Origin of the sequence: Actinomadura sp. NBRC 104425 (assembly GCF_030269545.1) — a bacterium.
Lineage (GTDB): Bacteria > Actinomycetota > Actinomycetes > Streptosporangiales > Streptosporangiaceae > Spirillospora > Spirillospora keratinilytica.
Window position 1 is genome coordinate 265,089 of the sequence record NZ_BSTN01000008.1, and the last position, 24,270, is coordinate 289,358.

The window sequence follows — 24,270 nt, forward strand, 5'->3', positions numbered from 1 at the left end:
CGCGCGCGACATCCCCCGGGGCTACGCCTCCGTCGGATCCTTCTACGACGAATTCAGACGGAGATCCGAGGCCAGACACGCGACCCGCTGGGGCCGGGGGACGCGGTGTTCCGCTACGACAACCACGACCCGCCCGCCACGCTGTGGTTCCACGACCACTGCCTGGGCATCACCCGCCTCAACGTGTACGCCGGCCTGGCGGGCTTCTACCTTCTGCGCGGCGGGCCCGCGGACCTCGGCCGGGGCGTGCTGCCCGGTCCCGCGCCGAGACTCGGCGACCCGCCCGGCACGCGGTACTACGAGATCCCCATCGTCATCCAGGACCGGTCGTTCAACGCCGACGGGAGCCTGTCCTATCCGGCGAGCCGGGCCGCGTTCGACGGATTCAAGGGGCCCTACGTCCCGGCGAGCGACATCTCCCCCATCTGGAACCCGGAGTTCTTCGCCGACGCGATGCTCGCCAACGGCCGGACCTGGCCGGTGCTGCCGGTCGAACCGCGCCGCTACCGGTTCCGCCTCCTCAACGGCTGCAACGGGCGCACCCTGATCCTGAAGATCGTCACCGATCCGCTGGCGCGGCGCCCCGCGTCCGCAGCGCTCACCCCGTGGCAGATCGGCGGCGACGGCGGCTTCCTGCCGGCGCCCGTCCGGCTCGACCGGCTGCTCATCGCGCCCGCCGAACGCGCCGACGTCATCATCGACTTCACGGGCCTGCCCGCCGGCACCGAGCTGTACCTGATCAACGAGGGGCCGGACACGGCCTTCCGGGGCGGGACGGCCGGAACCGACTTCGCGCCCGCGAACCCGCGGACCACCGGGCAGGTCATGAAGTTCACGGTGCGCCCCCTCGCCGGCCCGGACCGGTCGACGCCTCCCGAGCAGCTCACGCTCCCGGCGTTCCAGCCGCTGGGCGCGGCCCGCCGCACCCGGCGGGTCTCCCTGAGCGAGGCGGGCTCCGCCCGGCTGAAAGGCATCGGCCCCAGGGCGGTGTTCCTCGGCACCCTCGACCGCGGCGGCAGGCCGGTCCCCCTTGCCTGGGACGCGCCCGTCACCGAGGACCCGGTGGCGGGGACGACCGAGATCTGGGAGATCCACAACACCACGGCGGACGCGCACCCCATCCACATCCACGAGGTGCACTTCCAGGTCGTCGACCGGCAGCGGCGCGGGCGGCGGGCCCGGTCGCCGGAGGCGTGGGAACGAGGCTACAAAGACACCGTGCTCGCCCTCCCGGACACGATCACCCGCGTCAAGGCGCGGTTCGACCGGGCGGGCCGGTTCGTGTGGCACTGCCACCTGCTGGAGCACGAGGACCACGAGAGGATGCGGCCGTACCTCATCCGCGCGGCCCGCTGACGCGGGCGGCCGCCGGCGGCGGTCAGTCCGCTGCGTCCAGGGGCGCGCGCCACACCAGCAGGGTTCCGCCCCCGGGACGGGTGCGGGTCCAGAAGGAGCCGCCCAGCCCCTCGGCGCGCTCGGCCATGTTGCGCAGCCCGCTGCGGCGGCCGCCCTCGGGGATGCCCACGCCGTCGTCCTCCACCTGCAGCACCACCTCCTCGTCGCCGACCTCGACGGTCACCTTCGCCTCGGTGGCCTGCGCGTGCCGGGCGACGTTGGACAGCGCCTCCCGCGCGACGGCCAGCAGATGCTCGCCGACGCCCTCGGGGACGGCGGTGTCCAGCAGGCCGTCCAGCCGCACCGACGGGGCGAAGCCGAGGTTGGCGGTCGCCGCGTCGGCGACGGCGTGCAGCCGGCTGCGCAGGCTCTCCTCGTCGGGCGCGGTCTGCAGGGCGAAGATGGTGGAGCGGATCTGCCGGATGGTGTCGTCCAGGTCGTCCACCGCGCGCTGCACCCGGACCGCCACGTCCCGCCGCTGAGTGATCTTGCTCGCGCTCATCAGCGTCATGGCCGTGGCGAACAGCCGCTGGATCACCGTGTCGTGCAGGTCCCGGGCGATGCGGTCGCGGTCCTCCAGCAGGGCCAGGCGCTCGGCGTCGCGGCGCCGCCCGGCCAGCTCCAGCGCCACCGCGGCCTGGCCCGCGAACGCCTCCAGCAGCCGCTGGGCGGCGGCGTCGAACGCCTGCGACAGCGGCGCGTTGAGCAGGACGAGCACGCCGCGGGCGGAGTCGCCGAGCCCCAGCGGCACGGCCAGCACGGCGCCGTCCCGCAGTCCGGCGGGCGGCTCGACGCTCCACGGCGCCGCCCCGCCCTCCTCCAGGCGCAGCGTGGCGCCGGTGCGGAACACGCGGGCGGGCACCTGCTCGGCGGTGCCGTCGTCCAGCGGGACGCACAGACCGCGCAGCTGTTCGGCGTGCGCGCCCGCGGCGGCCTCCATCCGCAGCTCGCCGCCCGGCTCGTCGGTCAGCCACACCGCGGCCAGGTCGGCGTCGGCGATCTGCCGGGCGCGCTGGGCGACCAGGTCGGTGACCTCGTGCGGGTCGGTGCCCGACAGCAGCGCGGTGGAGATCTCCGCCGAGGCCTCCAGCCAGCGCTCCCGGCGCCGCGTCTCCTCGTACAGCCGGGCGTTCTCGATCGCCACCCCGGCGGCGGTGGCCAGGGCGACGACGACCGACTCGTCCTCCTCGTCGAACTGCGCGCCGCCGGTCTTCTCGGTCAGGTACAGGTTGCCGAAGACCTCGTCGCGGACCCGGATCGGCACGCCCAGGAACGTGCGCATCGTCGGATGGCCCGGCGGGAACCCGTAGGCCTCGGGGTGGGTGGTCAGGTCGGCCAGCCGCAGCGGCCGCGGCTCCTTGATGAGCAGGCCGAGGATGCCGTGGCCGTGCGGCCAGTGCCCGATCTCCTCGATCCGCCGGTCCGCCACGCCCACGGTGATGAACTCGACGAGCCGCTCGCCCTCCTCGCCGATCACGCCGAGCGCGCCGTACCGGGCGTCCACCAGCGTGGTGGCGGCCTCGACGATGCGGTGCAGCACCGTCTCCAGGTCCAGCTCGCCGCCGATGGAGACGACCGCCTCCAGCAGGGCGTGCATCCGGTCGCGGGTGCCGCGGGCGGCCTCCAGCCGCGCCTGCAGCTCGGCCAGCAGGTCGTCCAGCCGCAGATGGGGCAGCATGGGCCGGGCCTCTTCCCCGGAGCCGTTGTCGTGGATCACCCGTTCAGCATTTCTCGTCTGCGGTCCGGCGTCCATTTCGGGACCTTGGTCCCCCGGATCGGGGACCTTGGCGCCGTTCGCCCCCTCGCCTTGCGGCTAGCGTCGAACAATGGACGACACCACGAGACTAGGGGACTGATGTCATGACGGACCCAACGGCCGACAAAAACCAGATTATCCGGGTCTTTCTCCTGGACGATCATGAGGTGGTGCGCCGCGGCGTCGCCGCCCTGCTGTCGGCCGAGGACGACATCGAGATCGTCGGCGAGGCGGGCTCGGCCGAGCAGGCGCTGGCCCGCATCCCGGCGGCGCGCCCGCACGTGGCCGTGCTGGACGTGCGGCTGCCGGACGGCGACGGGGTGAGCGTCTGCCGCGAGGTCCGTTCCCGTCAGCCCGAGATCGCCTGCCTGATGCTGACCTCGTTCGACGACGAGGACGCCCTGTTCGACGCGGTGATGGCCGGCGCCGCCGGGTACGTGCTCAAGCAGATCCACGGCTCGGACCTGGTCGGCGCGGTGCGCACCGTCGCGTCCGGGCAGTCGCTGCTGGACCCCCGCAGCACCCAGCGGATGCTGCAGCGGCTGCGCGAACGGCAGGAGCGCAAGGACCCCCTGGCCGCGCTGTCGGACCAGGAGCGGCAGATCCTGGAGCTGATCGGCGAGGGCCTGACGAACCGGCAGATCGGCGAGCGGATGTTCCTGGCCGAGAAGACCGTCAAGAACTACGTCTCCAACCTGTTCGCCAAGCTGGGCATGAGCCGCCGCACGCAGGCCGCCGCGCTGGCCGCCCAGCTTCGGGCGGAGGGGTCCCGCGCCGACGCCGCACGCGACCGCTGAACCGCACCCCGCCGGGCCCGGCCCGTCAGTACTCGGCGAACCACCCGCCGGCCTGCACGACGGCGACCGTGCACGGCACCTGCCGCAGCAGCGCGGTGCTGGTCGTCCCCAGCTCCGACGGCTCCAGCCCGCCCGTACCGCGGTTGCCGACCACGACGAGGTCGGCGGTCTCGGCGGCGGCGAACAGCGCCTGCCGCGGCGGCTCCACCACCAGGGCGGTCTCGGCCTCGACCCGCGGGTGCCGGGCACGCCAGGGCGCGACCGCGCGGTCCAGGCGCTCCCGGCAGATCCGGCGCAGCTTCTCCCGGTCGTTGAACAGCCCCAGGTCGCAGTCGCGCGCCGCGCCGGGCTCCCAGCAGCCGTAGACGGCCCGCACCCGCCAGCCGCGCAGCTCGGCCTCCTCGAAGGCCAGCGCCAGCGCCGCGTCGCCGGCCGCCGAACCGTCGACGCCGACGACCACCTCGCCGGACCGGGTGCCGGTGGCGCGCACGACCACCACCGGGCGGCGCGCGCGGGCGGGCAGCCGCAGCGCGATCGACCCGGCGGACACGTCGCCGCCTTCGCGCGAGCCCACCACGATCAGCTCCGCGCCGTGGGCGTGGTGCGTCAGCGCCGCGTCGGCAGGGCCGTCCACCAGCTGCCTCTGCGTCCGCACCGTGGGCGCGACGTCGCCGGCCAGGGCGACCCCGCGGTCGAGGATGTGCTCGCCGATCCGGCGGACCCTGGCCATGCACTCGTGGTCGACGTAGCCGACGGGGTACGGCCATCGCCACGCGTGGCACACGCGCAGCGGCAGCCCGCGCAGCCGGGCCTCCTCGGCCGCCCACCGCAGCGCCCGCTCACTCTCCCGTGTCGCGTCGTAGCCGACGAGCACGTGCGAACCGTGCGCCATGGCGCCCTCCTCGTCCTCTCATCTCCATCGACCCTCGTCCGCGCGCGCCGCCGTAGGGCCGAAAGCCCCTTTCCGAACCGTCCAGTGGCGGTGGGCTGCGGCGATGAAACCGTTCCGGACACGGCCGCCCCGGCTTCGTCCAGGGACCTTCGTCCCTGGTGTCGGCGCGCGGACCGGCGAGAGGCTGAGGGGCATGCCTCTCGATCGCAGCGGACTGGAGATCCTGGACGCCGACCAGTGCCGTGCCCTGCTGGCAAGCGCTCCCGTCGGCCGCATCGTGTTCACCGACCGGGCCCTGCCCGCGGTGCAGCCGGTCAACTTCGCGCTGGTGGACGACGAGGTGGTGATCCGCACGTCCAACGGGTCCAAGCTGGCCGCGGCGGTCCGGGGCGCCGTCGTCGCGTTCGAGGCCGACGACTTCGACGCCGCCACCCGCACCGGCTGGTCGGTGGTGGTCGTCGGCCATGCCCGCGTCGTCACCGATCCCGGCGAGCTGGAGGAGCTGCGCCGGCTGCCGCTGACGCCGTGGGCCCCGGGAGAGCGCGAGAAGTTCGTCCGCATCCGTCCGCAGATGTACTCCGGGCGCCGCATCCCGGTCCCCTCCCCCGACTCGGCAGACCAGGCGGCCTCCCGGTAGGAGCGGCGCCCGGCCCTCAGGCGGAGCCGAGGGCGGCCCGCACACCCGCGGCGATCTCCACGTCCTCGCGCGCGGTGACCACCAGGGTGCGGACGGGGGCGCCCGCGGCGGTGATCTCGGCGTCGCCGCGGGCGGCCGCGTTCACCTCGGGGTCGACGGCGACGCCGAGGTGGGACAGGTCCGCGGCGAGGCGGCGCCGCGTCTCGGCATCGTGCTCGCCGACGCCGCCGGTGAACACCAGCGCGTCCATGCCGCCGAGCGCGGCGGCCATCGCGGCGGCGCAGGCGCGCAGCCGGTGGTGGTAGACGTCCAGCGCGAGGGCGGCGGTCTCGTCGCCGTCGGCGGCCCGGGCGCGCAGCCGCCGCATGTCGCCGGTGCCCGCCAGCCCGCGCAGGCCGGAGCGGTGCTCCAGCGCGTCGCCGACCTCCTCGGCGGACAGCCCGTGCCGGATCAGCCACAGCGGGATGCCGGGGTCGATGCTCCCGGCGCGTTCGGCCATGACCAGCCCCTCCAGCGGGGTGAAGCCCATCGTGGTGTCCACCGAGCGGCCGCCGGCGACCGCCGCCAGCGAGGCGCCCGCCCCCAGATGGCAGACCACCATGCGCAGCGCGGCGGGATCGGCCCGCAGCAGCTCGCCCGCGCGCCGGGTGGCGTAGGCGTAGGACAGGCCGTGGAAGCCGTAGCGGCGCAGGCCGTGGCGCTCACGCCACTCCGCCGGGACGGCGTAGGTCGCGGCGGCCTCGGGCAGGTGCGCGTGGAAGGCGGTGTCGAAGCAGCCGACGACCGGGACGCCGGGCAGGGCCCGGCCGATCTCGCCCAGCGCGTACAGCGACAGCGGCTGGTGCACCGGCGCCAGGTCCACCAGCCGGTACAGCCGCTCGGTCACCCGGTCGTCGACGACCACCGGCTCGACGAGGTCGCGGCCGCCGTGCACGAACCGCAGCCCCACCGCGTCGGGCCGCGGCATCCGCGCCACCGCGGCGGCCAGGCGCTCGGACTGCCGTCCCCCGTCGCCGGCGGCGATCTCGGCGCGGGTCGGCGGGGCGTCGTCGTCCAGCAGGCTCAGCTTGAGGCTGCTGGACCCGGGGTTGACGGTCAGTATCCGCATTTCGCTGCCTCCTCGCGGGCTCAGCCGGGCCAGGTCCAGTCGCGGACCTCGGGCGCGTCCTCGCCGTGCTCGCGGGTGTAGGCGCGCAGGGCCAGCCGCTTGTCGATCATGCGCTGGCGGACGTGCGCCACCCGCCCGCCCAGCGACGGCACCCGGTCGATGACGTCCATGACCAGGTGGTAGCGGTCCAGGTCGTTGAGCATGACCATGTCGAACGGGGTCGTGGTGGTGCCCTCCTCCTTGTAGCCGCGCACGTGCAGGTTGCGGTGGCCGGCGCGGCGGTAGGTGAGCCGGTGGATCAGGTACGGGTAGCCGTGGAAGGCGAAGATGATCGGCTTGTCGGCGGTGAACAGCGCGTCGAACTCGGCGTCGCTCAGCCCGTGCGGATGCTCGGAGTCCGGCTGCAGCCGCATCAGGTCCACCACGTTGACCAGCCGCACCCGCAGCTCGGGGAAGTGGCGCCGCAGCAGGTCGGCGGCGGCCAGCGCCTCCAGGGTGGGCACGTCGCCCGCGCAGGCCAGCACCACGTCCGGGTCGGCGCCGCCGTCGGTGCTGGCCCACTCCCAGATGCCGATGCCGCGGGTGCAGTGCAGGACGGCCTCGTCCACCGACAGCCAGTTCGGGGACGGCTGCTTGCCCGCGACGACGACGTTGACGTAGTCGCGCGAGCGCAGGCAGTGGTCGGCCACCGACAGCAGGGTGTTGGCGTCCGGCGGCAGGTAGACCCGGATGATCTCGGGTTTCTTGTTCATCACCACGTCCAGGAAGCCGGGGTCCTGGTGGGTGAACCCGTTGTGGTCCTGCCGCCACACGTGCGACGACAGCAGGTAGTTCAGCGAGGCGACGGGCCGCCGCCACGGCAGCTGCCGGGCGACCTTCAGCCACTTGGCGTGCTGGTTGAACATGGCGTCGACGATGTGGACGAACGCCTCGTAGCTGTTGAACAGCCCGTGCCGCCCGGTCAGCAGGTAGCCCTCCAGCCAGCCCTGGCACAGGTGCTCGCTGAGCACCTCCATGACCCGGCCGTGCGGCCCCAGGTGCTCGTCGGTCGGGTAACGGTCCCCGGTGAAGACGCGGTCGGTGACGTCGAACACCGCGCCCAGCCGGTTGGAGGCGGTCTCGTCCGGGCCCATGATGCGGAAGTTGCGCGGGTTGGCCGCCACGACCTCGCGCAGGTACGCGCCCAGGACGCGGGTCGGCTCGGCGGAGCCGGCGCCCGGCCGGTCGACCGCGACCGCGTAGGCGCGGAAGTCGGGCAGGACGAGGGGCCGCAGCAGGAGCCCGCCGTTGGCGTGCGGGTTGGCGCTCATCCGCCGCTCCCCCGCCGGCGCGGCCGCGCGCAGCTCGGGCAGCGGACGGCCGTCGGCGTCGAACAGCTCCTCGGGCCGGTAGGACCGCAGCCACGCCTCCAGCATCGCCAGGTGCCGGGGGTCGTCGCGGACGCCCGCCAGCGGCACCTGGTGGGACCGCCAGGTGCCCTCCACGGGCACGCCGTCCACCTCCTTGGGGCCCGTCCAGCCCTTGGGGGTGCGCAGCACGATCATCGGCCAGCGGGGCCGTCCGGCGAGCGTCCCGGAGCGGGCCGCGGCCTGGATGCGGGCGATCTCGTCCAGGGCCTCGTCCAGCGCGGCCGCCATCGCCCGGTGCATCTGCTCCGGGTCGTCCCCGCTGAGCAGGATCGGGCGGTGGCCGTAGCCGCGCAGCAGGGACACCAGCTCGTCCTCGGGGATGCGGGCCAGCACCGCCGGGTTGGCGATCTTGTAGCCGTTCAGGTGCAGGATCGGCAGCACCGCGCCGTCGCGCACCGGGTCGAGGAACTTGGTGGAGTGCCAGGCGGCCGCCAGCGGGCCGGTCTCGGCCTCCCCGTCGCCGACGATGCACGCCACCACCAGGCCCGGGTTGTCGAACGCCGCGCCGTAGGCGTGCGCCAGCGCGTACCCCAGCTCGCCGCCCTCGTGGATCGATCCGGGCGTCTCGGGCGCGACGTGGCTCGGCACCCCGCCGGGGAAGGAGAACTGCCGGAACAGCCGCGCCATGCCGGCCGCGTCCTGCGGCACGTGCGGGTAGACCTCGCTGTAGGTGCCCTCCAGCCAGGCGTTGGCGACCGCCGCCGGGCCGCCGTGCCCGGGCCCCATGATGTAGATCATGTCCAGGTCGCGGGCCTTGATCACGCGGTTGAGGTGGGCGTAGCAGAAGTTCAGCCCCGGGGAGGTGCCCCAGTGGCCGAGCAGCCGCGGCTTGATGTGCTCGCGGCGCAGCGGCTCGCGCAGCAGGGGGTTGTCGAGCAGGTAGATCTGCCCGGCGGACAGGTAGTTGGCGGCCCTCCAGTACGCGTCGATCAGTCGCACGTCGTGGTCGGTCAGCGCTTCGGCTTGCTTCATGGCGGTTCCTTCGCCTTGTCGGTGCCTGCGGCGGGGACCGGTCCGCCGCCTGAGGTCCGCGGAGCGTTCCGCATCTGGACGACCTCCCCGCGGCCGGGCACGGCAATCGCACCACCGCCCGCACCGGCGGCGACAGGGACGAAGGTCCGCACCCGGGGATCCGTCCGGGCGCCGACGTCCCCGCATCCGGTGACGTTCGACCCTGCCCAAGCGCCCGTGCGCGGGCCGACAGTGGAGGAATGAGGGCAGCGCCGGAACGGAGAACGTGAGGCACGATATGAGGCACGACACAACAGACGCCCGCTGCGGGCTTCAGGTCATCGGCACGCGCGAGTGCCTGGACCTGATGCGGTCGGTGCCGATCGGCAGGATCGTTTTCACCGACCGTGCGCTGCCGGCGATCCAGCCGGTGAACTTCGTCCTCGACGCCGACGACAGCGTGATCATCCGGACAGTGCCCGGGTCGAAGCTGGCCGCGGCGACCCGGGGCGCCATCGTCGCGTTCGAGGCCGACGACTTCGACGAGGCGAGCCGCACCGGCTGGTCGGTCACCCTGATCGGGCCCGCCCGGGCCGTGACGTCGCCGGCCGAGCGGGACCGGCTGGCGCGGCTGCCGCTGACGCCGTGGTCGCCGGGGATGCGGGACCACTTCATCCGCGTCACCGCGCGGCAGGTCAGCGGCCGCCGCATCGTGCGGCCGCCCCAGCGGGACGCCGTCTGCGCCCATGCCGGGGAGGAGTCGTGAACACGCGCAGGCCGCCGAACCTGCGCACGGTCGCCGAGGTGATGACGACGGACCTGCTGACCGTCACCGCCGAGGAGACCGTGCTGATGGCCTGGGAGCTGATGTGCCGGGCGCGCGTCCACCATCTGCCGGTGGTGGACGGCGGCGGACACTGCCTGGGCGTCGTCGACGCGGCGACGCTCACGGCCACGTGGGAGCCGTCCAGCCCGCTGGGCGCCCGCAGGGCGGTCACGACCCTGCTGCCGCGCCGGGGCCCCATGTGCGTGCGGCCCGAGGCCACCCTCGCGCAGGCCGCCGCCGCGATGCTGGCGGTCGAGCGCGACTACGTGACGGTGATCGGCGAGCACGGCGAGCTCGTCGGCCTGGTCACCGCCCGCGACCTGGTCGCGGCGCTGGCCGGGGTCCCCGGCCCCGACCGCACGCGCGGCTCGTGCACGCCGTCGATGTACCGGATGGAACCGGTGCTCCCCGAGCAGCGGCGGGACTCCGCTCCGCACAGCGCGGTCCCTCCGGACTGACCCGGCCCCGCGCCCGCGGGCCGGGGTGGTTTGGCCGGGCGGTCCACCGGGCAGACGGGTGGAACGTGTGGTGACGCACCGCCACCGGACCGGCGCGCGCCGTGTCCGGTGCGCGGGCGGCCCTTTTCAGCGGACGCCGTGCTCCCGCAGCGGCCCCACCTGCAGGCCGAGGTCGGCGCAGCGGGCCACCAGGCCGGGCAGGGCGCCGAGCGCCGCCCGCCAGGAATCCGGAGCGGAGGTGCAGTCGGAGTCGTGGAGCAGGACGGTGGCCCCGCCCCGCAGGCCGGGGGCGAGCGCGGCCAGCACCGACGCCGGCGTCGCCGTGCGCGTCCAATCCCTGCCCCATGCCGTCCACAGCACCGGCCGCAGCCCGCGGCGGCGGGCCGCCGCCAGCGCCTCGGCGCTCAGCACCCCGTAGGGGGGCCGGTACCAGACCGGTTCGGCGCCGGTGACGGCGGCGACGAGGTCGGCGGCGCGGGCGATCTCGGCGGTCACCCGGCCGGGGCGCGTCACCAGCGCGTTGCGGTGGGCCCAGCCGTGCACGGCGGTCTCGTGGCCCTCGGCGGCGATCCGGCGGCCCAGCTCGGGGTGGCGGCGCAGCATGTCGCCCAGAAGGAAGAAGGTGGCCCGGCAGCCGAGCCGCCGCAGCTCGTCCAGAAACAGCGGCGTGGAGTGGGGGTCCGGCCCGTCGTCGAAGGTCAGCGCGACGTGCCCGGCGCGGCCGACGCCCGCCAGCCCCGGCAGGCGGCGGCGCACGGCGGGCAGCCAGGACGCGGCGGGCCCCGCGTGCAGCAGGGCCAGGCCGGTGAGCGTCAGCGCGGCGCGGGCCACCCTCCCCAGTCTGCGCCATGCCGGACGGTGACGCCAGCGCGACACAGCGTGCTGATCGTCAGCGCGAGCATGGGCGCCGGGCACGACGGCGTCGCCGCCGAGCTGGCCCGGCGGCTCGCGGCGGCCGGCGGCGCGGCCGAGGTGGTGGACCTGCTGGAGCTGCTGCCGCTCGGGCTGGGCGGCGGGCTGCGCCGCTGGTACGGCTGGATGATGCGGTCGGCGCCGTGGCTGTACGCGCTGATCTACCGGGTGTTCTTCGCTCCCCCGCCGCCCCGGCGGCACCGGCGGGCCTGCGCCTGGGACTCGCCGTTGACGGTGCTGGCCGCCGCCCGCCTGCGGCGGCTGGTGGCGGGCCGCCGTCCGGGCGAGGTCGTCACCACGTTCCACGTGGCCGCGCAGGCGGCCGGGCGGCTGCGCGGCCGGGGCCTGCTCGCCGTGCCGAGCACGGTGCTGCTGACCGACTTCGCCGTGCACCGGATGTGGCTGCATCCGGGCAACGACCGCTACCTGTGCCCGTCCCCGGCGACCGCGCGGCGCGTGACCGCGCTGACCGGGCGTCCGGCGGCGTGCTGCGCCCCGCTCACCGGCCCGGCGTTCCGCCGCCCGCCGGCCGCGCGGGCGGCGGTCCGGCGGGTCCGAGAGCGGCTCGGCGTGCGGCCGGACGACCGGCTGGTGCTGGTCTCGGCCGGATCGTGGGGGGTCGGCGAGGTGGCCGAGGCCGCGCGCGTGCTGGCGGGTTCGGGGCGGTATCTGCCGGTCGTGCTGTGCGGCCGCAACGAGCGGTTGCGCCGCCGCCTGGCCGCGGTCCGGCCCGGCCTGGCCCTGGGCTGGCGCGACGACCTGCCCGCGCTGATGGCGGACGCGTACGCGCTGGTCGACAACGCCGCCGGGCTGACCTGCCGGGAGGCGTTCGCGGCCGGGCTGCCGGTGGTCTCCTACCGGCCGATCCCCGGCCACGGCCGCGACGGCGCGCTGGCCATGGCGCGCGCCGGGCTGAGCGTCCACGCCGGCGGCCCCCGGGACCTTTTGGCCGCGCTGGACCGGCTGGCCGATCCCGCGGAACGCGCCCGGCTGGTCGCCGCCGGCGCCGCCCTGTTCGCCGCGCCGTCCGCCGAGGCGCTGCTGCTCGGCGGTGCCTTCGCGGCGGCGCCGAGCGCGCCTCAGTCGTAGGCGTCGGCGCCGCCGTCGTGGTCGCGCAGCGGCCGGGCGAGGTGGATGCTGCCGTAGAGGATCAGGCCGATGCCCAGCAGCTCCGGCACCGCCCAGCCGCCCAGGCGGATCGACTCGCCGAACAGGCCGACGCCGTAGGCGATGCTGGCGACCGGGTCGGTCACGTTGAGCCCCGGCTGCACGGCCACCAGCGTGCCGCTGCGCAGGGCGTCCTGCAGCAGCACCAGGCTCGCCAGCCCCGCCGCCACCATGGCGTACAAGGCCCAGGAGGTCAGCACCGCGACCGCGCCGCCGGGGATGGCGAGGGTGGCCTCCTTCATGAGCGCGGCGGTGAAGGAGAACCCCAGCCCGCTCGCCACCGCCAGCAGCACCGCGCGTCGCGGGCCGCGGACCGCCCGCGACGACGACACCAGGAACGCCATCAGCCCGACCGTGACGAGGATGGCGATCGCCCACTCGATCCGGTGGGGCGTGCGGGTGCCGTGGCCCGGGTCGGCCGCGGCCAGCAGGAGGGCCAGGCCGACGGTCATGGCGCCGACGGCGGTCCACGCCTCGCGGTCGAGCCGACGTCCCAGCAGCAGCCAGATGAAGGCCATGGTGAACGGCAGCTCGGTCACCAGGATCGGCTGGACCAGGGCGAGCTGGCCGACGGTGAGCGCCGCGGCCTGGAAGAGGAAACCCGCGATCAGCGCGCCGATGCCGAGGAGCCAGCCGGTGTCGCGCACCAGGCGCAGCAGAACCGACATCTGGAAGGAGTCCCCCGGCGCGACCGAGCGCGCCGCGCGCCGCTGCAGCACCGACGACAGGGCGTTGCTCGCCGCGGCGCACAGGGCGAACACGATCGCGATGATCATGGCGGTTCGTCCCCGGTGGTCGCCGGTTTGCCGGGATAGCGGGCCCGGGCGAGCACGACGATGCCGAGCACGACCATGCTCAGCCCGGCGACCTCGGCCGCCAGCGCCCCCGCGGTGATCTGCAGGCGTTCGGCGAACACGAAGACGCCGAGGACGATCCCGATGATCGGCTCGGCGGCGGTGATGGCGGGCAGTGAGATCGCCAGCGGGGCGGCGTCGAACGCGCTCTGCGCCAGCAGCAGCGACACCACGGCGACGGCGACCAGGGTGTACGGCTGCCAGTTCCACAGGCCGGCGGCCAGGCCGCCGCGCTCGAGGGCCTGCAGCGTGCCGTGGGTCAGCGCGTCCTGGACGCCGAACATCATGCCCGCCGCGGCGGAGAACAGCAGGGCCTTGGTGCGCAGCGAGCACGGCGCGGCGAGCAGCGCCAGCGCGGCGGCCAGCGCCAGCACCGCCCCGGCGGCCAGCCAGCGCGGCGACGTGGGGCCCGCCGCCTGCCCGGCCTGCGGCCGGCCGAACACCAGGAAGCCGGTGACCCCTCCGGTGACCAGCACCGCCCCCCACCACGCCGCGTGGCTCAGCCATTCCTGGTAGACCGCGTGCGCGATCAGGAACGCGAAGATCAGGTTGGTGGCCAGCAGCGGCTCCACGCTGCCGAGGTCGGCGCCGGTCAGCGCCAGCGCGCCCAGCACCTGGCCGCAGACCATGGCGGCGATGCCGAGCAGCCACACCCGCTTGCGGACCAGGTGGGTGAGCAGCCGCAGGTGCAGCATCTCGTCCAGCGGCTCGCGGTAGGCGACGTGCTGCTGGGCGACGAACCCCGCACCGATGAAGCAGGCCGCCGCCAGTGCGAGCACGGTGCTCACCGGCCCCCCGCCGGAATCATGGGGTCCGTCGTACCCGTCCCGTGCCGCTTCTCACCGGCGCAACCCCCGTCCGGCCTGGCGATTTACCTCGTGCGGAGCAGTCCGAGAGGTCGACGTGGAAGGGCCCTCCGGGCGGCGCGCTGGGCGGCCCGCCCCGGAAAGGGAATCAGCGGATTCACGGGCGGTCGCCGCGGACGGCTGCGGCGTTTCGGCATTCCCGCATATGCCGCTATGTGCGCCCGTCACCTATCGTCCGGCGCCACTTACCCGCCCCGGTGCGCCGTTGCTATACCGGGAAAGTCCCCGCCTGCCGTCCGCGAGCGAATCCAGCGCAACGGAGGACGATCGTATGGGGAAGGCCGGTGCCGCCACCGCGGGGTTCGAGGCCGCGCGGGCGGTGGCCGACGCGATCCTTTACGAGGGCTACCTGCTGTACCCGTACCGCCGTTCGTCCATCAAGAACCGGGTGCGCTGGCAGTTCGGCGTCCTCACGCCGCGGACGTGGACGCTGGCGCGCGGCCCGGCCGACGCGGGTGTGGCGGGGTCCGCGGAGACCTGGTGGCAGCAGACCGACTGCCTGGTGGAGACCGCCGGCGACGCCCTCGTCGACTGCCGGGTCAGGTTCCTGCAGGTGCAGCACCGGTCGGTGGAGCGGCTGCTGCCGGACGGCTCCTACCGGCCCGCCGACGCCCTGGACGCCGGTTCCCGGCCGGAGCTGAGCTTCGACGAGGCGGTCCCCAGGGAGTTCGACGCGGCGGCGCCCCTCGGCGACCTGCTCTCCGGGGAGCACCGCGTCACGCTGCACGCCGACGAGGGCGAGGACGTCGAGCCGCTGACCGACGACGCGGGCCGCCCGGTGGGGCGCGTGGTGCGCAGGCGGTGGCCGGTGACGGCGCTGCTGGCGCTGTCGGCCGTGCCGTGCCGCACGCGGCCCCCGCTGTTCCGCCTGCGGGTGCGCGTGGAGAACCTCAACGACACCTTCCGGGTGGAGGCGACACGGGACGAGGCGCTGCGGGTGTCGCCGATCGCCTCGCACGTCCTGCTCGCCGTGCGGGACGGCGCGTTCGTGTCGCTGCTGGACCCTCCGGCGTGGGCGGCGGACGCGGTCCGCGCGTGCACCAACCAGCACACCTTCCCGGTCCTGGCGGGCGAGCCCGGCGGGCGCGAGGTGGTGCTGTCGTCGCCGATCCTTTTGTACGACCACCCGCGCGTGGCGCCGGAGAGCCCCGGCGACCTGCACGACGCGACCGAGATCGACGAGATTCTGTCGCTGCGCACGCGCACCCTGACCGACGCCGAGAAGCGGGAGGCGCGGGCGACCGATCCGCGGGCCGCGCGGATCCTGGACCAGGTCGAGGGGATGCCCCCGGCGGTCCTGTCGCGGCTGCACGGCGCGATCCGGTCACGGCGGCCGGTCCCGCACGCCCACGCCCCGTCCGGTGGCGCGGCGGTGGAGCGCCCGTCCGCACCGTGGTGGGATCCGGGCGCCGACGACTCGGTCTCCCCGGAGAACGACCAGGTCATGGTGTCCGGCGTGCCGGTGTCCCGGGGCTCCCGGGTGCGGTTGCGGCCGCGCGCCCAGGGCACGGACCCGCAGGACGCGTTCCTTGAGGGCCGGACCGCCGTGGTCGAGGCGGTGCTGCTGGACGTGGACGGCGCCCGCCACCTGGCCGTGACGGTCGAGGACGACCCCGGCGCCGACCTGCACCGCTGGTACGGCCGGTTCCGCTACTTCCGCCCCGACGAGGTCGAGCCGCTGCCCGGCGAGGGGAGGGGCGCATGAGCCGCGACCGGCCGCGCCGCGTCCTCGTCGCGGGCATCGGCAACGTGTTCCTCGGCGACGACGGCTTCGGCGTCGAGGTGGTCCGCCGTCTGGACGCCGCGGATCTGCCGCCCGCCGTGGACGTCGCCGACTACGGCATCCGCGGCCTGCATCTGGCCTACGAGCTGCTCGACGGCCGCCACGACACGCTGATCATGGTGGACGCGGTGCCGCTGGACGGGCCGCCCGGCACCCTGGCCGTCCTCGACGTCGGCGACACCGCCTCGGACACCGGTCACAACACCGGCCATGACACCGGCCGCGACACCGGCCGCGACACCGGCGATGGCGCCGCGGGCACCGGCGGCGCTGCCGCGGACACCTGCGCACCGGTCGTCGACGGGCACGGCATGGACCCGCTGACGGTGCTGCGCCTGCTGCACCGCCTCGGCGGCGCCGTGGACCGCGCACTGGTCGTGGGGTGCCGCCCCGAGAGCGTCGACGAGCGCATGGGGTTGTCGCCGCCCGTCGCCGCCGCCGTGCCGGAGGCCGTCCGCCTGGTCACCGAGGTGGCCCGCGCGGAGGCGGCCCGGACAGAGGCGGCCCGGACAGAGGCGGCCCGGACAGAGGCGGCCCGGACAGAGGCGGCCCGGACAGAGGCGGCCCGGACGGACGCGACCGGGGAAGGGGTGCGGGCGTATGCATGAGATGGGCATGTGCGAGGCGATCGTCGAGGCGGCGGTGCGCCGGGCCGGCGGGCGGCGGGTGCGCGGCGTGCGGGTGCGCGTCGGCGGGCACGCCGTCGACCCGGGCGTCGTGGAGCAGGGCTTCCGGATGGCGGCTGCGGGCACGGTCGCCCAGGACGCCGCCCTGGACCTGGTGGTGGTGCCGCTGACGGCGCGCTGCGGCGGCTGCGGCGCCCGCTCGCCGGTCGACGACGCCGCCCGCCTGGTCGCCTGCCCCAACTGCGGCGGGGTGGACGTCGAGGTCACCGGGCACGACGACGTCGTGCTGGAGTCGATCACCATGGACGGCTCCGTCCGGGACGGTGCCTGATGGACGCCGCCCCGTCCGCCCATGACCGCCGGACGGCCGAGCCGCCGTCCCGCGGCCATCCGGCCGCCCCCGACCGGCCGCCCGTACCGACGGGGGCCGCCCCGGCGGCCGCCGTCCACGACCGTGTCCGCGACCGGATCCAGGGGAGGCCACGCACATGACCAAGGCACAGGAAGCGACCGCCCCCGCCCGCGAGGGCATCGACGAGATCACGATCCTGTGGATCTCCGAGGGGATGAGCTGCGACGGCGACACCGTCTCGATGACCGCCTCGGCGCAGCCCGCGATCGAGGACGTGGTGAACGGCATCATCCCGGGGCTGCCCAAGGTGAACCTGCACAACAAGGTGCTGTCGCCGGCAGCCGGCGGCGAGCAGTTCCTCGCCCCGTTCCGCGCGGCCGCGCGCGGCGAGCTGGAGCCGTTCATCCTCGTCATCGAGGGATCGATCCCCAACGAGAACATCAACGGCGACGGCTATTGGACCTCGTTCGGCAACGACCCCGAGACGGGCGAGCCGATCACCCTCAACCGGTGGATCGACGTGCTCGCGCCGCGGGCGTGGGCGGTGGTGGCCGCGGGCACCTGCGCCACCTACGGCGGCATCCACGCCATGGCGGGCAACCCGACCGGCTGCATGGGGCTGGCCGACTACCTCGGGTGGGACTTCCGGTCGGCCGGGGGGCTGCCGATCGTCAACGTCCCCGGCTGCCCCATCCAGCCGGAGAACTTCATGGAGACGCTGACGTGGGTGCTGTACCACGCGGCCGGCTCGGCGCCCCCGCCGCCGCTGGACTCGATGCTGCGGCCGCAGTGGCTGTTCGGCAAGACGGTGCACGAGGGCTGCGACCGCGGCGCGTACTACGAGCAGGCCGACTTCGCCAAGGACTACAACTCCCCCAAGTGCCAGGTGAAGGTGGGCTGCTGGGGACCGGTCGTCAACTGCAACGTGCCCAAGCGGGGCTGGATGGGCGGCCTGGGCGGCTGCCCGAACGTGGGCGGCATCTGCATCGCCTGCACCATGCCCGGCTTCCCGGACAAGTTCATGCCGTTCATGGACCAGCCGCCGGGCGGCAGCCTCTCCTCCCTGGCGATCAAGCCGTACGGGGCGGCCATCCGCCGCCTGCGCGCGATCACCAACCGCACGGCGAACAAGGAACCCAAGTGGCACCACAACCGTGACGTGCTCACCAGCGGCTACGACCCGCGCTACCGGCCCTAGCCGGCGGGGCGGGCGAAGGCGCTCACGGCACCGGCGGACGGCACCAGCGGAACGGGACGAAAGGAATCGGGCGGATGACCACGACGGAGCGCAGACCCGCACCCGCCGAACCCGGCCAGCTCGTGGAGATGGCGTGGGACCCGATCACCCGGATCATCGGCAACCTCGGCATCTACACCAAGATCGACTTCGCGAACCGGCAGGTCGTGGAGTGCCACAGCACCTCGTCGCTGTTCCGCGGCTACTCGGTGTTCATGAAGGGCAAGGACCCGCGCGACGCCGGGTTCATCACCAGTCGGATCTGCGGCATCTGCGGGGACAACCACACCACCTGCTCGGTGTACGCGCAGAACATGGCCTACGGCATCCAGAACCCGCCGCTGGCCGAGTGGATCATCAATCTCGGCGAGGCCGCCGAGTACATGTTCGACCACACCCTGTTCCAGGACAACATGGTCTTCGTCGACTTCTGCGAGGCCATGGTCAAGGAGACCAACCCCGGGCTGCTGGCCAGGGCGCGCACCACCGAGGCGCCGCACGCGCGGTTGCACGGCTACCGGACGATCGCCGACATCATGGCGGCGTTCAACCCGTTCGAGGGCGACTTCTACCAGGAGGCGCTGCGGGTCAGCCGCGTCACCCGCGAGATGTTCTGCCTGATGGAGGGGCGGCACGTGCACCCGTCGACGGTGTATCCCGGCGGGGTGGGCACGATGCCGGAGCCGACCCTGTTCACCGACTACCTCAGCCGCCTCATCCGCGTCGTCGACTTCATCAAGCGGTCCGTGGCCATGAACGACGACGTGTTCGACTTCTTCTACGAGGCGCTGCCGGGCTACGAGGAGGTCGGCCGCCGCCGGATCATGCTGGGGTGCTGGGGGGCGTTCCAGGATCCCGACGTCACCGACTACCGGTACGAGACGATGAACCGCTGGGGCAAGGCGATGTTCGTCACCCCGGGCATCGTGGTGGACGGCGCGCTGCTGACCAACGACCTGGTGGACATCAACCTCGGCATGCGCATCCTGCTGGGCAGCTCCTACTACGACGACTGGGTGAACGAGGAGCCGTTCGTCACCCGCGACCCGCTGGGCAACCCGATCGACATGCGGCACCCGTGGAACCAGACCACGCTTCCGGTGCCGCAGAAGCGGGACTTCGAGGACAAGTACTCCTGGGTGATGAGCCCGCGCTGGCTGGACCCGGGCAGCGGCAAGCACCTGGCGCTGGACACCGGCGGCGGTGCCTTCGCCCGGCTGTACGTGACGGCGCTGTCCAACCTCGTCGACACGCCCTATGTCAAGGCGACCGGCTCCAGCGTGCAGATCACGCTGCCCAAGGGCGAGAGGCTGCCGGAGCAGACGCTGGAGTGGCACATCCCGAAGTGGTCCAACACGCTGGAGCGCGACCGGGCCCGGGCCTACTTCGTGGCGTACGCGGCGGCGATGGCGATGCACTTCATCGACCAGGGGCTGCGGCTGGTCCGCTCGGGCGACACCCGGGTCTTCCAGGACTTCGACGTGCCCGACGAGGCGATCGGCTGCGGGTTCCACGAGGCGGTGCGGGGCGTGCTGTCCCACCACATGGTGATCCGCGACGGCAAGATCGCCAACTACCACCCGTACCCGCCGACGCCGTGGAACGCCAGCCCGCGCGACAGCTTCGGCACGCCCGGCCCGTACGAGGACGCCGTGCAGGGCACGCCGATCTTCGAGGAGAACGGGCCGGAGGAGTTCAAGGGCGTCGACATCATGCGGACGGTGCGCAGCTTCGACCCGTGCCTGCCCTGCGGGGTGCACATGTACCTCGGCAAGGGCCGCCAGGTGCGCAAGCTGCACTCGCCCATGTTCGGTTCCGCGCATGGCTGAGCGGCAGGCCGCCGGGCGGGCGCCGCAGGCCGCGGCGCCCGCGGACGGGCCGCCCGCGCAGGGGCCGGGTCCGCGGCGGCTCGGCGGCGCGGCGGCCGCCGAGCGCCTGGCGCTGCTGGAGCGGCTGCTGGCGCGGCTGGAGCAGACGCCGGGGCCGACCGCCGAGACGGCGCTGGACGCCGTGGCGGTGCTCACCGAGGTGTACGGGGAGGCGCTCGCCCGCGTCCTGGACCGCACGGGGCCCGGGCCGGCCGCCGCGCTCGCCGACGACGAGCTGGTCGGGCACCTGCTGGCCCTGCACGGCCTGCATCCGGCGACCGTCGAGCAGCGGGTGCGGGGAGCGCTGGAGCAGGTGCGCCCCTACCTGCGGTCGCACGGCGGGGACGTCGAGCTGAGCGGTGTCGACGGCGGTGTGGCCCGGGTGCGCCTGACCGGCGGCTGCGGGTCGTGCGCGTCGTCGGCGCGGACGCTGGAGACGGCGGTCAGGGACGCCGTGCTGGCGGCGGTCCCGGAGGTGACGGCGGTCGAGCAGGTCCCTCCCGGCCCGGACGGCCCTGCCCCGGCGGCGTTCACGCCCGGCGGGCGGCCCGCGGCGCCGAAGGCGTTCGTGCCCGTCGAGGCGGTGCTGCGCACCCGCCGCGCTCCCCGCGAGGGGGCGAGGTGACGGCCGGTGCGCTCCGGCGGGCGATCAGGCGGGCGGAGGGCCTGGGCCGCGAGGCCGGCGAGCGCTGCGACCTGTGCGGCGCCGCCGTCCCCGACGCGCACGCCCATCTGCTCGACGAGCGGCAGGGGAACCTGCTGTGCGCGTGCCGGGCGTGCGGGCTGCTGTTCGAGCGGGAGGCGGCGGGCCGCGGCCGCTACCGGCTGGTTCCGGACCGGCGGGTCCGGCTCAGCGGGGTGCCGACGGAAGAGCTGGGCGTCCCGGTGGGGCTGGCGTTCTTCGTCCTCGGGACGGACGGCGCCGTCCGCGCGCACTACCCGAGCCCGGCGGGCGCCACCCGCTGCGAGGTGGACCCCGGCAGGTGGCGGCGGGTCGCCGAGGCGTGCGAGCCGCTGCGGTCGATGCGTCCCGCCGTGGAGGCCCTGCTGGTCAACACCGCGCGCGGCGCCGACGAGCAGTGGCTGGTCCCCATCGACGACTGCTACCGGCTGGTGGCCGCCGTCCGCGGCTCCTGGAAGGGGCTGTCGGGCGGACGGGAGGTCTGGCCGGAGATCGACCGGTTCTTCACCGGGCTCGCCGGGCGCGGCGGCCCCGGCGGCGCGCACCGCCACCGCGCCGCGGCGACGTGAAAGGACGTGAAGGGAGGCGACGACGATGGCAGAGATCCGCGTGGGCAAACCGCACGTCAAGCCCGACACGCCCTCGCACACCAAGGGGGTGCACCAGGGCAACAAGAAGGGCGCCTTCAAACGGCAGATGGGGCACCACATGGACGGCACCGCCGACGCGCGGCGCTCGACCGGGGTGAACCCGAGAAAGCACGAGCCGATCCTGCCGGTCATGCCGAACCTGCCGCCGGGATGAGGCGGCATACGGGCGGCGAGGCGGGCGCGGGGGCGCCCGCGGACGAGGAGGGAGCAGGTCATGTGGCGACGCTACGAACGACGAGAGGCGAGGGAGGCGGGGCGGCCGTGGACGCGGCTGGCCCTCCTGGGCGGCATCGGGCTGCTCGCACTGCTGTGGAAGGAGTTCCCGGCGATGCGGCGCTACTACAAGATGGCGCGGATGTGAGCGGAGGGGCGGCGGATGTGTCTCGGCATCCCCGGTGAGATCGTGGAGATCCTGCCGGACCGGACCGACCTGGCCCGGGTCGAGGTGGCGGGCGTCCGCCGCGCCATCAACATCGGGCTGCTGGGCGAGGGCGAGGTGCGCCCGGGCGACTGGGTGCTCGTGCACGTCGGCTTCGCCATGTCCAAGATCGACGAGGCGGAGGCGGCGGCGACGCTGGCCCTGCTCGACGGCCTCGGCCAGGCCTACACCGACGAGGTGGCGGCGCTCACCGAGTCCGACATCACTTAGACATCCGACATCACCTAGACATCCGACATCACTTAGACATCCGACGTCACCCGGGCGTCCGGCATCACCTGGACGTCCCCCATCACCGAGACGAGGCGGCTGACGACATGCGGTTCGTCGACGAGTACCGCGACGCGGGCAGGGCGCGGGCGGTGGCCGCGCGGATCGCCGCGCTGTGCGAGCCGGGACGGCACTACAAGTTCATGGAGGTGTGCGGCGGCCACACGCACACCATCTACCGGCACGGCCTGGAGGACCACCTTCCGGAGAACGTCACGCTGGTGCACGGCCCGGGATGCCCGGTCTGCGTGATCCCCATGGGCCGGGTGGACGACGCCATCGCCATCGCCCGCCACCCCGACGTGATCATGACGTCGTTCGGCGACATGATGCGGGTGCCCGGCGGAAGCGGCTCGTTCCTGGACGCCAAGGCCGAGGGCGCCGACATCCGGATGGTGTACTCGCCGCTGGACGCGCTGGCCCTGGCCCGGCGCAATCCCGACCGGCGCGTGGTGTTCCTGGCCGTGGGGTTCGAGACCACGGCGCCGTCCACGGCGATGACCGTGCTGCGCGCGGCCCGCGAGGGCGTGGCCAACTTCTCGGTCTTCTGCAACCACGTGACGATCATCCCGGCGATCAAGGCGATCCTGGACTCGCCGGACCTGCGGCTGGACGGCTTCATCGGCCCCGGGCACGTGTCCACGGTGATCGGCTGCCGCCCGTACGAGTTCATCGCCCGCGAGCACGGCAAGCCGCTGGTGTGCGCGGGCTTCGAGCCGCTGGACGTGCTGCAGTCGGTCGCCATGCTGCTGCAGCAGCTCGCCGAGGGGCGGGCCGAGGTGGAGAACCAGTACGGCCGGGTCGTCCCGTGGGACGGCAATCCCCGCGCGCTGCGCGCGATCGCCGAGGTGATGGAGCCGCGGCCGCACTTCGAGTGGCGCGGCCTGGGGTTCATCTCCCAGTCGGCGCTGCGCCTGCGGGACGCCTACGCCGCCCACGACGCCGAGCGGATCTTCCAGGTGCCGGGCGTGCGGGTGGCCGATCCGAAGGCGTGCCAGTGCGGCGAGGTGCTCAAGGGCGTGCTCAAACCGTGGGAGTGCAAGGTGTTCGGCACCGCGTGCACGCCCGAGACGCCGATCGGCACGTGCATGGTGTCGTCGGAGGGGGCGTGCGCCGCGTACTACAACTTCGGGCGGTTCACGCGGCGCCGCGCGCGGGAGGTGTCGCCGGCATGAGCGTGAGCGGGCCGGGCACGGTGCCTTCGTCAAGGGAGCAGCAGCCGAGGGAGCAGCAGCCGAGGGAGCAGCAGTCGAGGGAGCAGCAGGTGCTCGAACGCATCGAGCGCGTGCGGCGGCACCGCCCCCGGGTGCGGGAGAAGAACATCACGCTGGCGCACGGCGCGGGCGGCAAGGCGACGCAGACTCTGGTGGAGGCGCTGTTCCTGGAGCACTTCCGCAACCCGGCGCTGGAGCCGTTGGGCGACGGCGCCGTGCTGGCCGCCGGCGGCGGGCGGCTCGCCTTCACCACCGATTCGTTCGTGGTGTCGCCGCTGTTCTTCCCCGGCGGCGACATCGGCGACCTGGCGGTGAACGGGACCGTCAACGACCTGGCGATGTGCGGGGCGCGGCCGCTGTACCTGTCGGCGGGCTTCATCCTGGAGGAGGGGTTCCCCGTCGAGGACCTGCGGCGGATCGCGGCGTCGATGGCGGCGGCGGCCGAACGCGCGGGCGTCGCCGTGGTCACCGGCGACACCAAGGTGGTGGAGCGCGGCAAGGCGGACGGCTGCTACGTGACCACCGCGGGCGTCGGCGTGCTGGAGCGGGACGCGGCGCTGGGGCCGTCGCAGGTGCGGCCGGGCGACGCCGTGCTGGTGTCCGGCCCGATCGGCGAGCACGGTGTCACGATCATGGTCGCGCGGGGCGAGCTGGAGATCGAGGCCGAGCTGGCGTCCGACACCGCGCCGCTGCACGGTCCGGTCGCGGCGCTGCTGGACGCGGTGCCCGGCGGGGTGCGGATGCTCCGCGACGCCACCCGGGGCGGGGTCGCCACGGTCCTCAACGAGGTGGCGCGGGCGGCCGGCGCGGCGGTCGTGCTGCGGGAGCCGGCGCTGCCGGTGCGGCCGGTGGTGAACGGCGCTTGCGAGCTGCTGGGCATCGACCCGCTGTACGTGGCGTGCGAGGGCCGGTTCGTCGCCGTGGTCGACGGCGGCCGCGCCGACGCCGCCTTGGAGGCGCTGCGTTCGCATCCCCTCGGCGCGGGCGCGGCGGTGGTGGGGCGCGTCGAGGACGAGCCGGCCGGCCTGGTGCTGCTGGAGACCTCCATCGGCGGGACCCGGATCATCGACATGCTCGTCGGCGACCCGCTCCCGCGGATCTGCTAGCGGCCCCGCCGGTCA

25 protein-coding genes are annotated in these 24,270 nt (G+C 74.4%); 18 read left to right on the forward strand and 7 right to left on the reverse strand.

The window, feature by feature from the left end:
* Window positions 1–105: 105 nt before the first annotated feature.
* Entirely contained in the window at window positions 106–1,356 is a 1,251-nt protein-coding gene (locus tag QSK22_RS15555; protein WP_285494870.1) for a multicopper oxidase family protein, read from the forward strand.
* Window positions 1,357–1,378: 22 nt separating this feature from the next.
* Here QSK22_RS15555 and QSK22_RS15560 read toward each other — a convergent pair whose 3' ends face one another.
* Window positions 1,379–3,112 carry a GAF domain-containing sensor histidine kinase gene (locus tag QSK22_RS15560; RefSeq protein ID WP_502872316.1) on the reverse strand — a complete coding sequence of 578 codons (1,734 nt, stop codon included), beginning with the start codon at window positions 3,110–3,112 and terminating at the stop codon, window positions 1,379–1,381.
* Between the two features lie 143 nt (window positions 3,113–3,255).
* Here QSK22_RS15560 and QSK22_RS15565 point away from each other — a divergent pair, with 143 nt between their 5' ends.
* Window positions 3,256–3,948, forward strand: coding sequence for a response regulator (locus tag QSK22_RS15565; RefSeq protein WP_285494871.1), 693 nt, complete (start codon window positions 3,256–3,258; stop codon window positions 3,946–3,948).
* Window positions 3,949–3,973: 25 nt separating this feature from the next.
* Here the strand turns inward: QSK22_RS15565 and QSK22_RS15570 are convergent, their stop codons facing one another.
* Window positions 3,974–4,840: a universal stress protein gene (locus tag QSK22_RS15570; protein ID WP_285494872.1), complete on the reverse strand. Its 867-nt coding sequence runs from the start codon at window positions 4,838–4,840 to the stop codon at window positions 3,974–3,976.
* A 193-nt stretch (window positions 4,841–5,033) separates the two neighbouring features.
* Between QSK22_RS15570 and QSK22_RS15575 the strand changes: the two genes are divergently transcribed.
* A complete protein-coding gene (locus tag QSK22_RS15575) occupies window positions 5,034–5,477 on the forward strand; it encodes a pyridoxamine 5'-phosphate oxidase family protein (protein ID WP_285494873.1) in 444 nt (147 codons plus the stop codon).
* A gap of 16 nt (window positions 5,478–5,493) precedes the next feature.
* Here the strand turns inward: QSK22_RS15575 and QSK22_RS15580 are convergent, their stop codons facing one another.
* A complete protein-coding gene (locus QSK22_RS15580) occupies window positions 5,494–6,585 on the reverse strand; it encodes an acetate/propionate family kinase (RefSeq protein WP_285494874.1) in 1,092 nt (363 codons plus the stop codon).
* A gap of 20 nt (window positions 6,586–6,605) precedes the next feature.
* The gene (locus tag QSK22_RS15585) at window positions 6,606–8,966 is read right to left on the reverse strand and encodes a phosphoketolase family protein (protein ID WP_285494875.1); all 2,361 of its coding nucleotides are present in this window, start codon (window positions 8,964–8,966) and stop codon (window positions 6,606–6,608) included.
* Window positions 8,967–9,243: 277 nt separating this feature from the next.
* Between QSK22_RS15585 and QSK22_RS15590 the strand changes: the two genes are divergently transcribed.
* Window positions 9,244–9,711: a pyridoxamine 5'-phosphate oxidase family protein gene (locus QSK22_RS15590; RefSeq protein ID WP_285494876.1), complete on the forward strand. Its 468-nt coding sequence runs from the start codon at window positions 9,244–9,246 to the stop codon at window positions 9,709–9,711.
* Window positions 9,708–10,229 carry a CBS domain-containing protein gene (locus tag QSK22_RS15595; RefSeq protein ID WP_285494877.1) on the forward strand — a complete coding sequence of 174 codons (522 nt, stop codon included), beginning with the start codon at window positions 9,708–9,710 and terminating at the stop codon, window positions 10,227–10,229. The genes QSK22_RS15590 and QSK22_RS15595 overlap by 4 nt, the downstream gene beginning before the upstream one ends.
* Window positions 10,230–10,355: 126 nt before the next feature.
* Here QSK22_RS15595 and QSK22_RS15600 read toward each other — a convergent pair whose 3' ends face one another.
* On the reverse strand, window positions 10,356–11,060 hold the full coding sequence (locus tag QSK22_RS15600; protein ID WP_285494878.1) for a polysaccharide deacetylase family protein: 705 nt from the start codon (window positions 11,058–11,060) through the stop codon (window positions 10,356–10,358).
* Window positions 11,061–11,087: 27 nt separating this feature from the next.
* On the opposite strand from QSK22_RS15600, the gene QSK22_RS15605 reads away from it, so the two are divergent.
* Window positions 11,088–12,230, forward strand: a complete 1,143-nt coding sequence (locus tag QSK22_RS15605) for an MGDG synthase family glycosyltransferase (protein ID WP_285494879.1) — start codon at window positions 11,088–11,090, stop codon at window positions 12,228–12,230.
* Here QSK22_RS15605 and QSK22_RS15610 read toward each other — a convergent pair.
* Window positions 12,221–13,084, reverse strand: coding sequence for a DMT family transporter (locus QSK22_RS15610; RefSeq protein WP_285494880.1), 864 nt, complete (start codon window positions 13,082–13,084; stop codon window positions 12,221–12,223). The two genes, QSK22_RS15605 and QSK22_RS15610, sit on opposite strands and share 10 nt — an antisense overlap.
* Window positions 13,081–13,950 (reverse strand): DMT family transporter, encoded by an 870-nt coding sequence (locus QSK22_RS15615; RefSeq protein ID WP_285494881.1) that lies wholly within the window; start codon window positions 13,948–13,950, stop codon window positions 13,081–13,083. Before QSK22_RS15615 ends, QSK22_RS15610 begins: the two co-directional genes overlap by 4 nt.
* A 349-nt stretch (window positions 13,951–14,299) precedes the next feature.
* Between QSK22_RS15615 and QSK22_RS15620 the strand changes: the two genes are divergently transcribed.
* The 12 genes from QSK22_RS15620 (at window position 14,300) to hypE (ending at window position 24,255) form a co-directional block, all read left to right on the forward strand.
* Window positions 14,300–15,733 carry a hypothetical protein gene (locus tag QSK22_RS15620; protein WP_285494882.1) on the forward strand — a complete coding sequence of 478 codons (1,434 nt, stop codon included), beginning with the start codon at window positions 14,300–14,302 and terminating at the stop codon, window positions 15,731–15,733.
* A complete protein-coding gene (locus QSK22_RS15625) occupies window positions 15,730–16,419 on the forward strand; it encodes a hydrogenase maturation protease (RefSeq protein ID WP_285494883.1) in 690 nt (229 codons plus the stop codon). The genes QSK22_RS15620 and QSK22_RS15625 overlap by 4 nt, the downstream gene beginning before the upstream one ends.
* Window positions 16,412–16,768 (forward strand): hydrogenase maturation nickel metallochaperone HypA/HybF, encoded by a 357-nt coding sequence (locus tag QSK22_RS15630; RefSeq protein WP_285494884.1) that lies wholly within the window; start codon window positions 16,412–16,414, stop codon window positions 16,766–16,768. The genes QSK22_RS15625 and QSK22_RS15630 overlap by 8 nt, the downstream gene beginning before the upstream one ends.
* A gap of 157 nt (window positions 16,769–16,925) precedes the next feature.
* Window positions 16,926–17,987, forward strand: a complete 1,062-nt coding sequence (locus QSK22_RS15635) for an NADH-quinone oxidoreductase subunit B family protein (RefSeq protein ID WP_285494885.1) — start codon at window positions 16,926–16,928, stop codon at window positions 17,985–17,987.
* A 74-nt stretch (window positions 17,988–18,061) separates the two neighbouring features.
* Window positions 18,062–19,855, forward strand: coding sequence for a nickel-dependent hydrogenase large subunit (locus QSK22_RS15640; RefSeq protein WP_285494886.1), 1,794 nt, complete (start codon window positions 18,062–18,064; stop codon window positions 19,853–19,855).
* Window positions 19,848–20,519, forward strand: a complete 672-nt coding sequence (locus tag QSK22_RS15645; RefSeq protein ID WP_285494887.1) for a NifU family protein — start codon at window positions 19,848–19,850, stop codon at window positions 20,517–20,519. Before QSK22_RS15640 ends, QSK22_RS15645 begins: the two co-directional genes overlap by 8 nt.
* Window positions 20,516–21,145, forward strand: coding sequence for a DUF5947 family protein (locus QSK22_RS15650; protein ID WP_285494888.1), 630 nt, complete (start codon window positions 20,516–20,518; stop codon window positions 21,143–21,145). Before QSK22_RS15645 ends, QSK22_RS15650 begins: the two co-directional genes overlap by 4 nt.
* A gap of 25 nt (window positions 21,146–21,170) precedes the next feature.
* Complete coding sequence (locus QSK22_RS15655) at window positions 21,171–21,380, forward strand: hypothetical protein (RefSeq protein WP_285494889.1); 210 nt, start codon at window positions 21,171–21,173, stop codon at window positions 21,378–21,380.
* 60 nt (window positions 21,381–21,440) lie between these two features.
* Window positions 21,441–21,587 carry a hypothetical protein gene (locus QSK22_RS15660; protein ID WP_285494890.1) on the forward strand — a complete coding sequence of 49 codons (147 nt, stop codon included), beginning with the start codon at window positions 21,441–21,443 and terminating at the stop codon, window positions 21,585–21,587.
* Between the two features lie 15 nt (window positions 21,588–21,602).
* A complete protein-coding gene (locus QSK22_RS15665; protein WP_285494891.1) occupies window positions 21,603–21,875 on the forward strand; it encodes a HypC/HybG/HupF family hydrogenase formation chaperone in 273 nt (90 codons plus the stop codon).
* A gap of 107 nt (window positions 21,876–21,982) precedes the next feature.
* On the forward strand, window positions 21,983–23,110 hold the full coding sequence (hypD, locus tag QSK22_RS15670; RefSeq protein ID WP_285494892.1) for a hydrogenase formation protein HypD: 1,128 nt from the start codon (window positions 21,983–21,985) through the stop codon (window positions 23,108–23,110).
* Window positions 23,107–24,255 carry a hydrogenase expression/formation protein HypE gene (hypE, locus tag QSK22_RS15675; RefSeq protein ID WP_285494893.1) on the forward strand — a complete coding sequence of 383 codons (1,149 nt, stop codon included), beginning with the start codon at window positions 23,107–23,109 and terminating at the stop codon, window positions 24,253–24,255. Before hypD ends, hypE begins: the two co-directional genes overlap by 4 nt.
* Window positions 24,256–24,270: the final 15 nt, after the last annotated feature.

Excerpts from the sequence above, each read along its gene's own strand:
- QSK22_RS15625 (WP_285494883.1), top strand. The coding sequence starts at position 15,730 with ATGAGCCGCGACCGGCCGCGCCGCGTCCTCGTCGCGGGCATCGGCAAC.
- hypE (WP_285494893.1), top strand. The coding sequence starts at position 23,107 with ATGAGCGTGAGCGGGCCGGGCACGGTGCCTTCGTCAAGGGAGCAGCAG.
- QSK22_RS15570 (WP_285494872.1), bottom strand. The coding sequence starts at position 4,840 with ATGGCGCACGGTTCGCACGTGCTCGTCGGCTACGACGCGACACGGGAG.
- QSK22_RS15655 (WP_285494889.1), top strand. The coding sequence starts at position 21,171 with ATGGCAGAGATCCGCGTGGGCAAACCGCACGTCAAGCCCGACACGCCC.
- QSK22_RS15580 (WP_285494874.1), bottom strand. The coding sequence starts at position 6,585 with ATGCGGATACTGACCGTCAACCCCGGGTCCAGCAGCCTCAAGCTGAGC.
- QSK22_RS15565 (WP_285494871.1), top strand. The coding sequence starts at position 3,256 with ATGACGGACCCAACGGCCGACAAAAACCAGATTATCCGGGTCTTTCTC.
- QSK22_RS15590 (WP_285494876.1), top strand. The coding sequence starts at position 9,244 with ATGAGGCACGACACAACAGACGCCCGCTGCGGGCTTCAGGTCATCGGC.
- QSK22_RS15575 (WP_285494873.1), top strand. The coding sequence starts at position 5,034 with ATGCCTCTCGATCGCAGCGGACTGGAGATCCTGGACGCCGACCAGTGC.
- QSK22_RS15640 (WP_285494886.1), top strand. The coding sequence starts at position 18,062 with ATGACCACGACGGAGCGCAGACCCGCACCCGCCGAACCCGGCCAGCTC.
- QSK22_RS15645 (WP_285494887.1), top strand. The coding sequence starts at position 19,848 with ATGGCTGAGCGGCAGGCCGCCGGGCGGGCGCCGCAGGCCGCGGCGCCC.
- QSK22_RS15620 (WP_285494882.1), top strand. The coding sequence starts at position 14,300 with ATGGGGAAGGCCGGTGCCGCCACCGCGGGGTTCGAGGCCGCGCGGGCG.
- QSK22_RS15665 (WP_285494891.1), top strand. The coding sequence starts at position 21,603 with ATGTGTCTCGGCATCCCCGGTGAGATCGTGGAGATCCTGCCGGACCGG.
- QSK22_RS15635 (WP_285494885.1), top strand. The coding sequence starts at position 16,926 with ATGACCAAGGCACAGGAAGCGACCGCCCCCGCCCGCGAGGGCATCGAC.
- QSK22_RS15585 (WP_285494875.1), bottom strand. The coding sequence starts at position 8,966 with ATGAAGCAAGCCGAAGCGCTGACCGACCACGACGTGCGACTGATCGAC.
- hypD (WP_285494892.1), top strand. The coding sequence starts at position 21,983 with ATGCGGTTCGTCGACGAGTACCGCGACGCGGGCAGGGCGCGGGCGGTG.
- QSK22_RS15630 (WP_285494884.1), top strand. The coding sequence starts at position 16,412 with ATGCATGAGATGGGCATGTGCGAGGCGATCGTCGAGGCGGCGGTGCGC.
- QSK22_RS15660 (WP_285494890.1), top strand. The coding sequence starts at position 21,441 with ATGTGGCGACGCTACGAACGACGAGAGGCGAGGGAGGCGGGGCGGCCG.
- QSK22_RS15610 (WP_285494880.1), bottom strand. The coding sequence starts at position 13,084 with ATGATCATCGCGATCGTGTTCGCCCTGTGCGCCGCGGCGAGCAACGCC.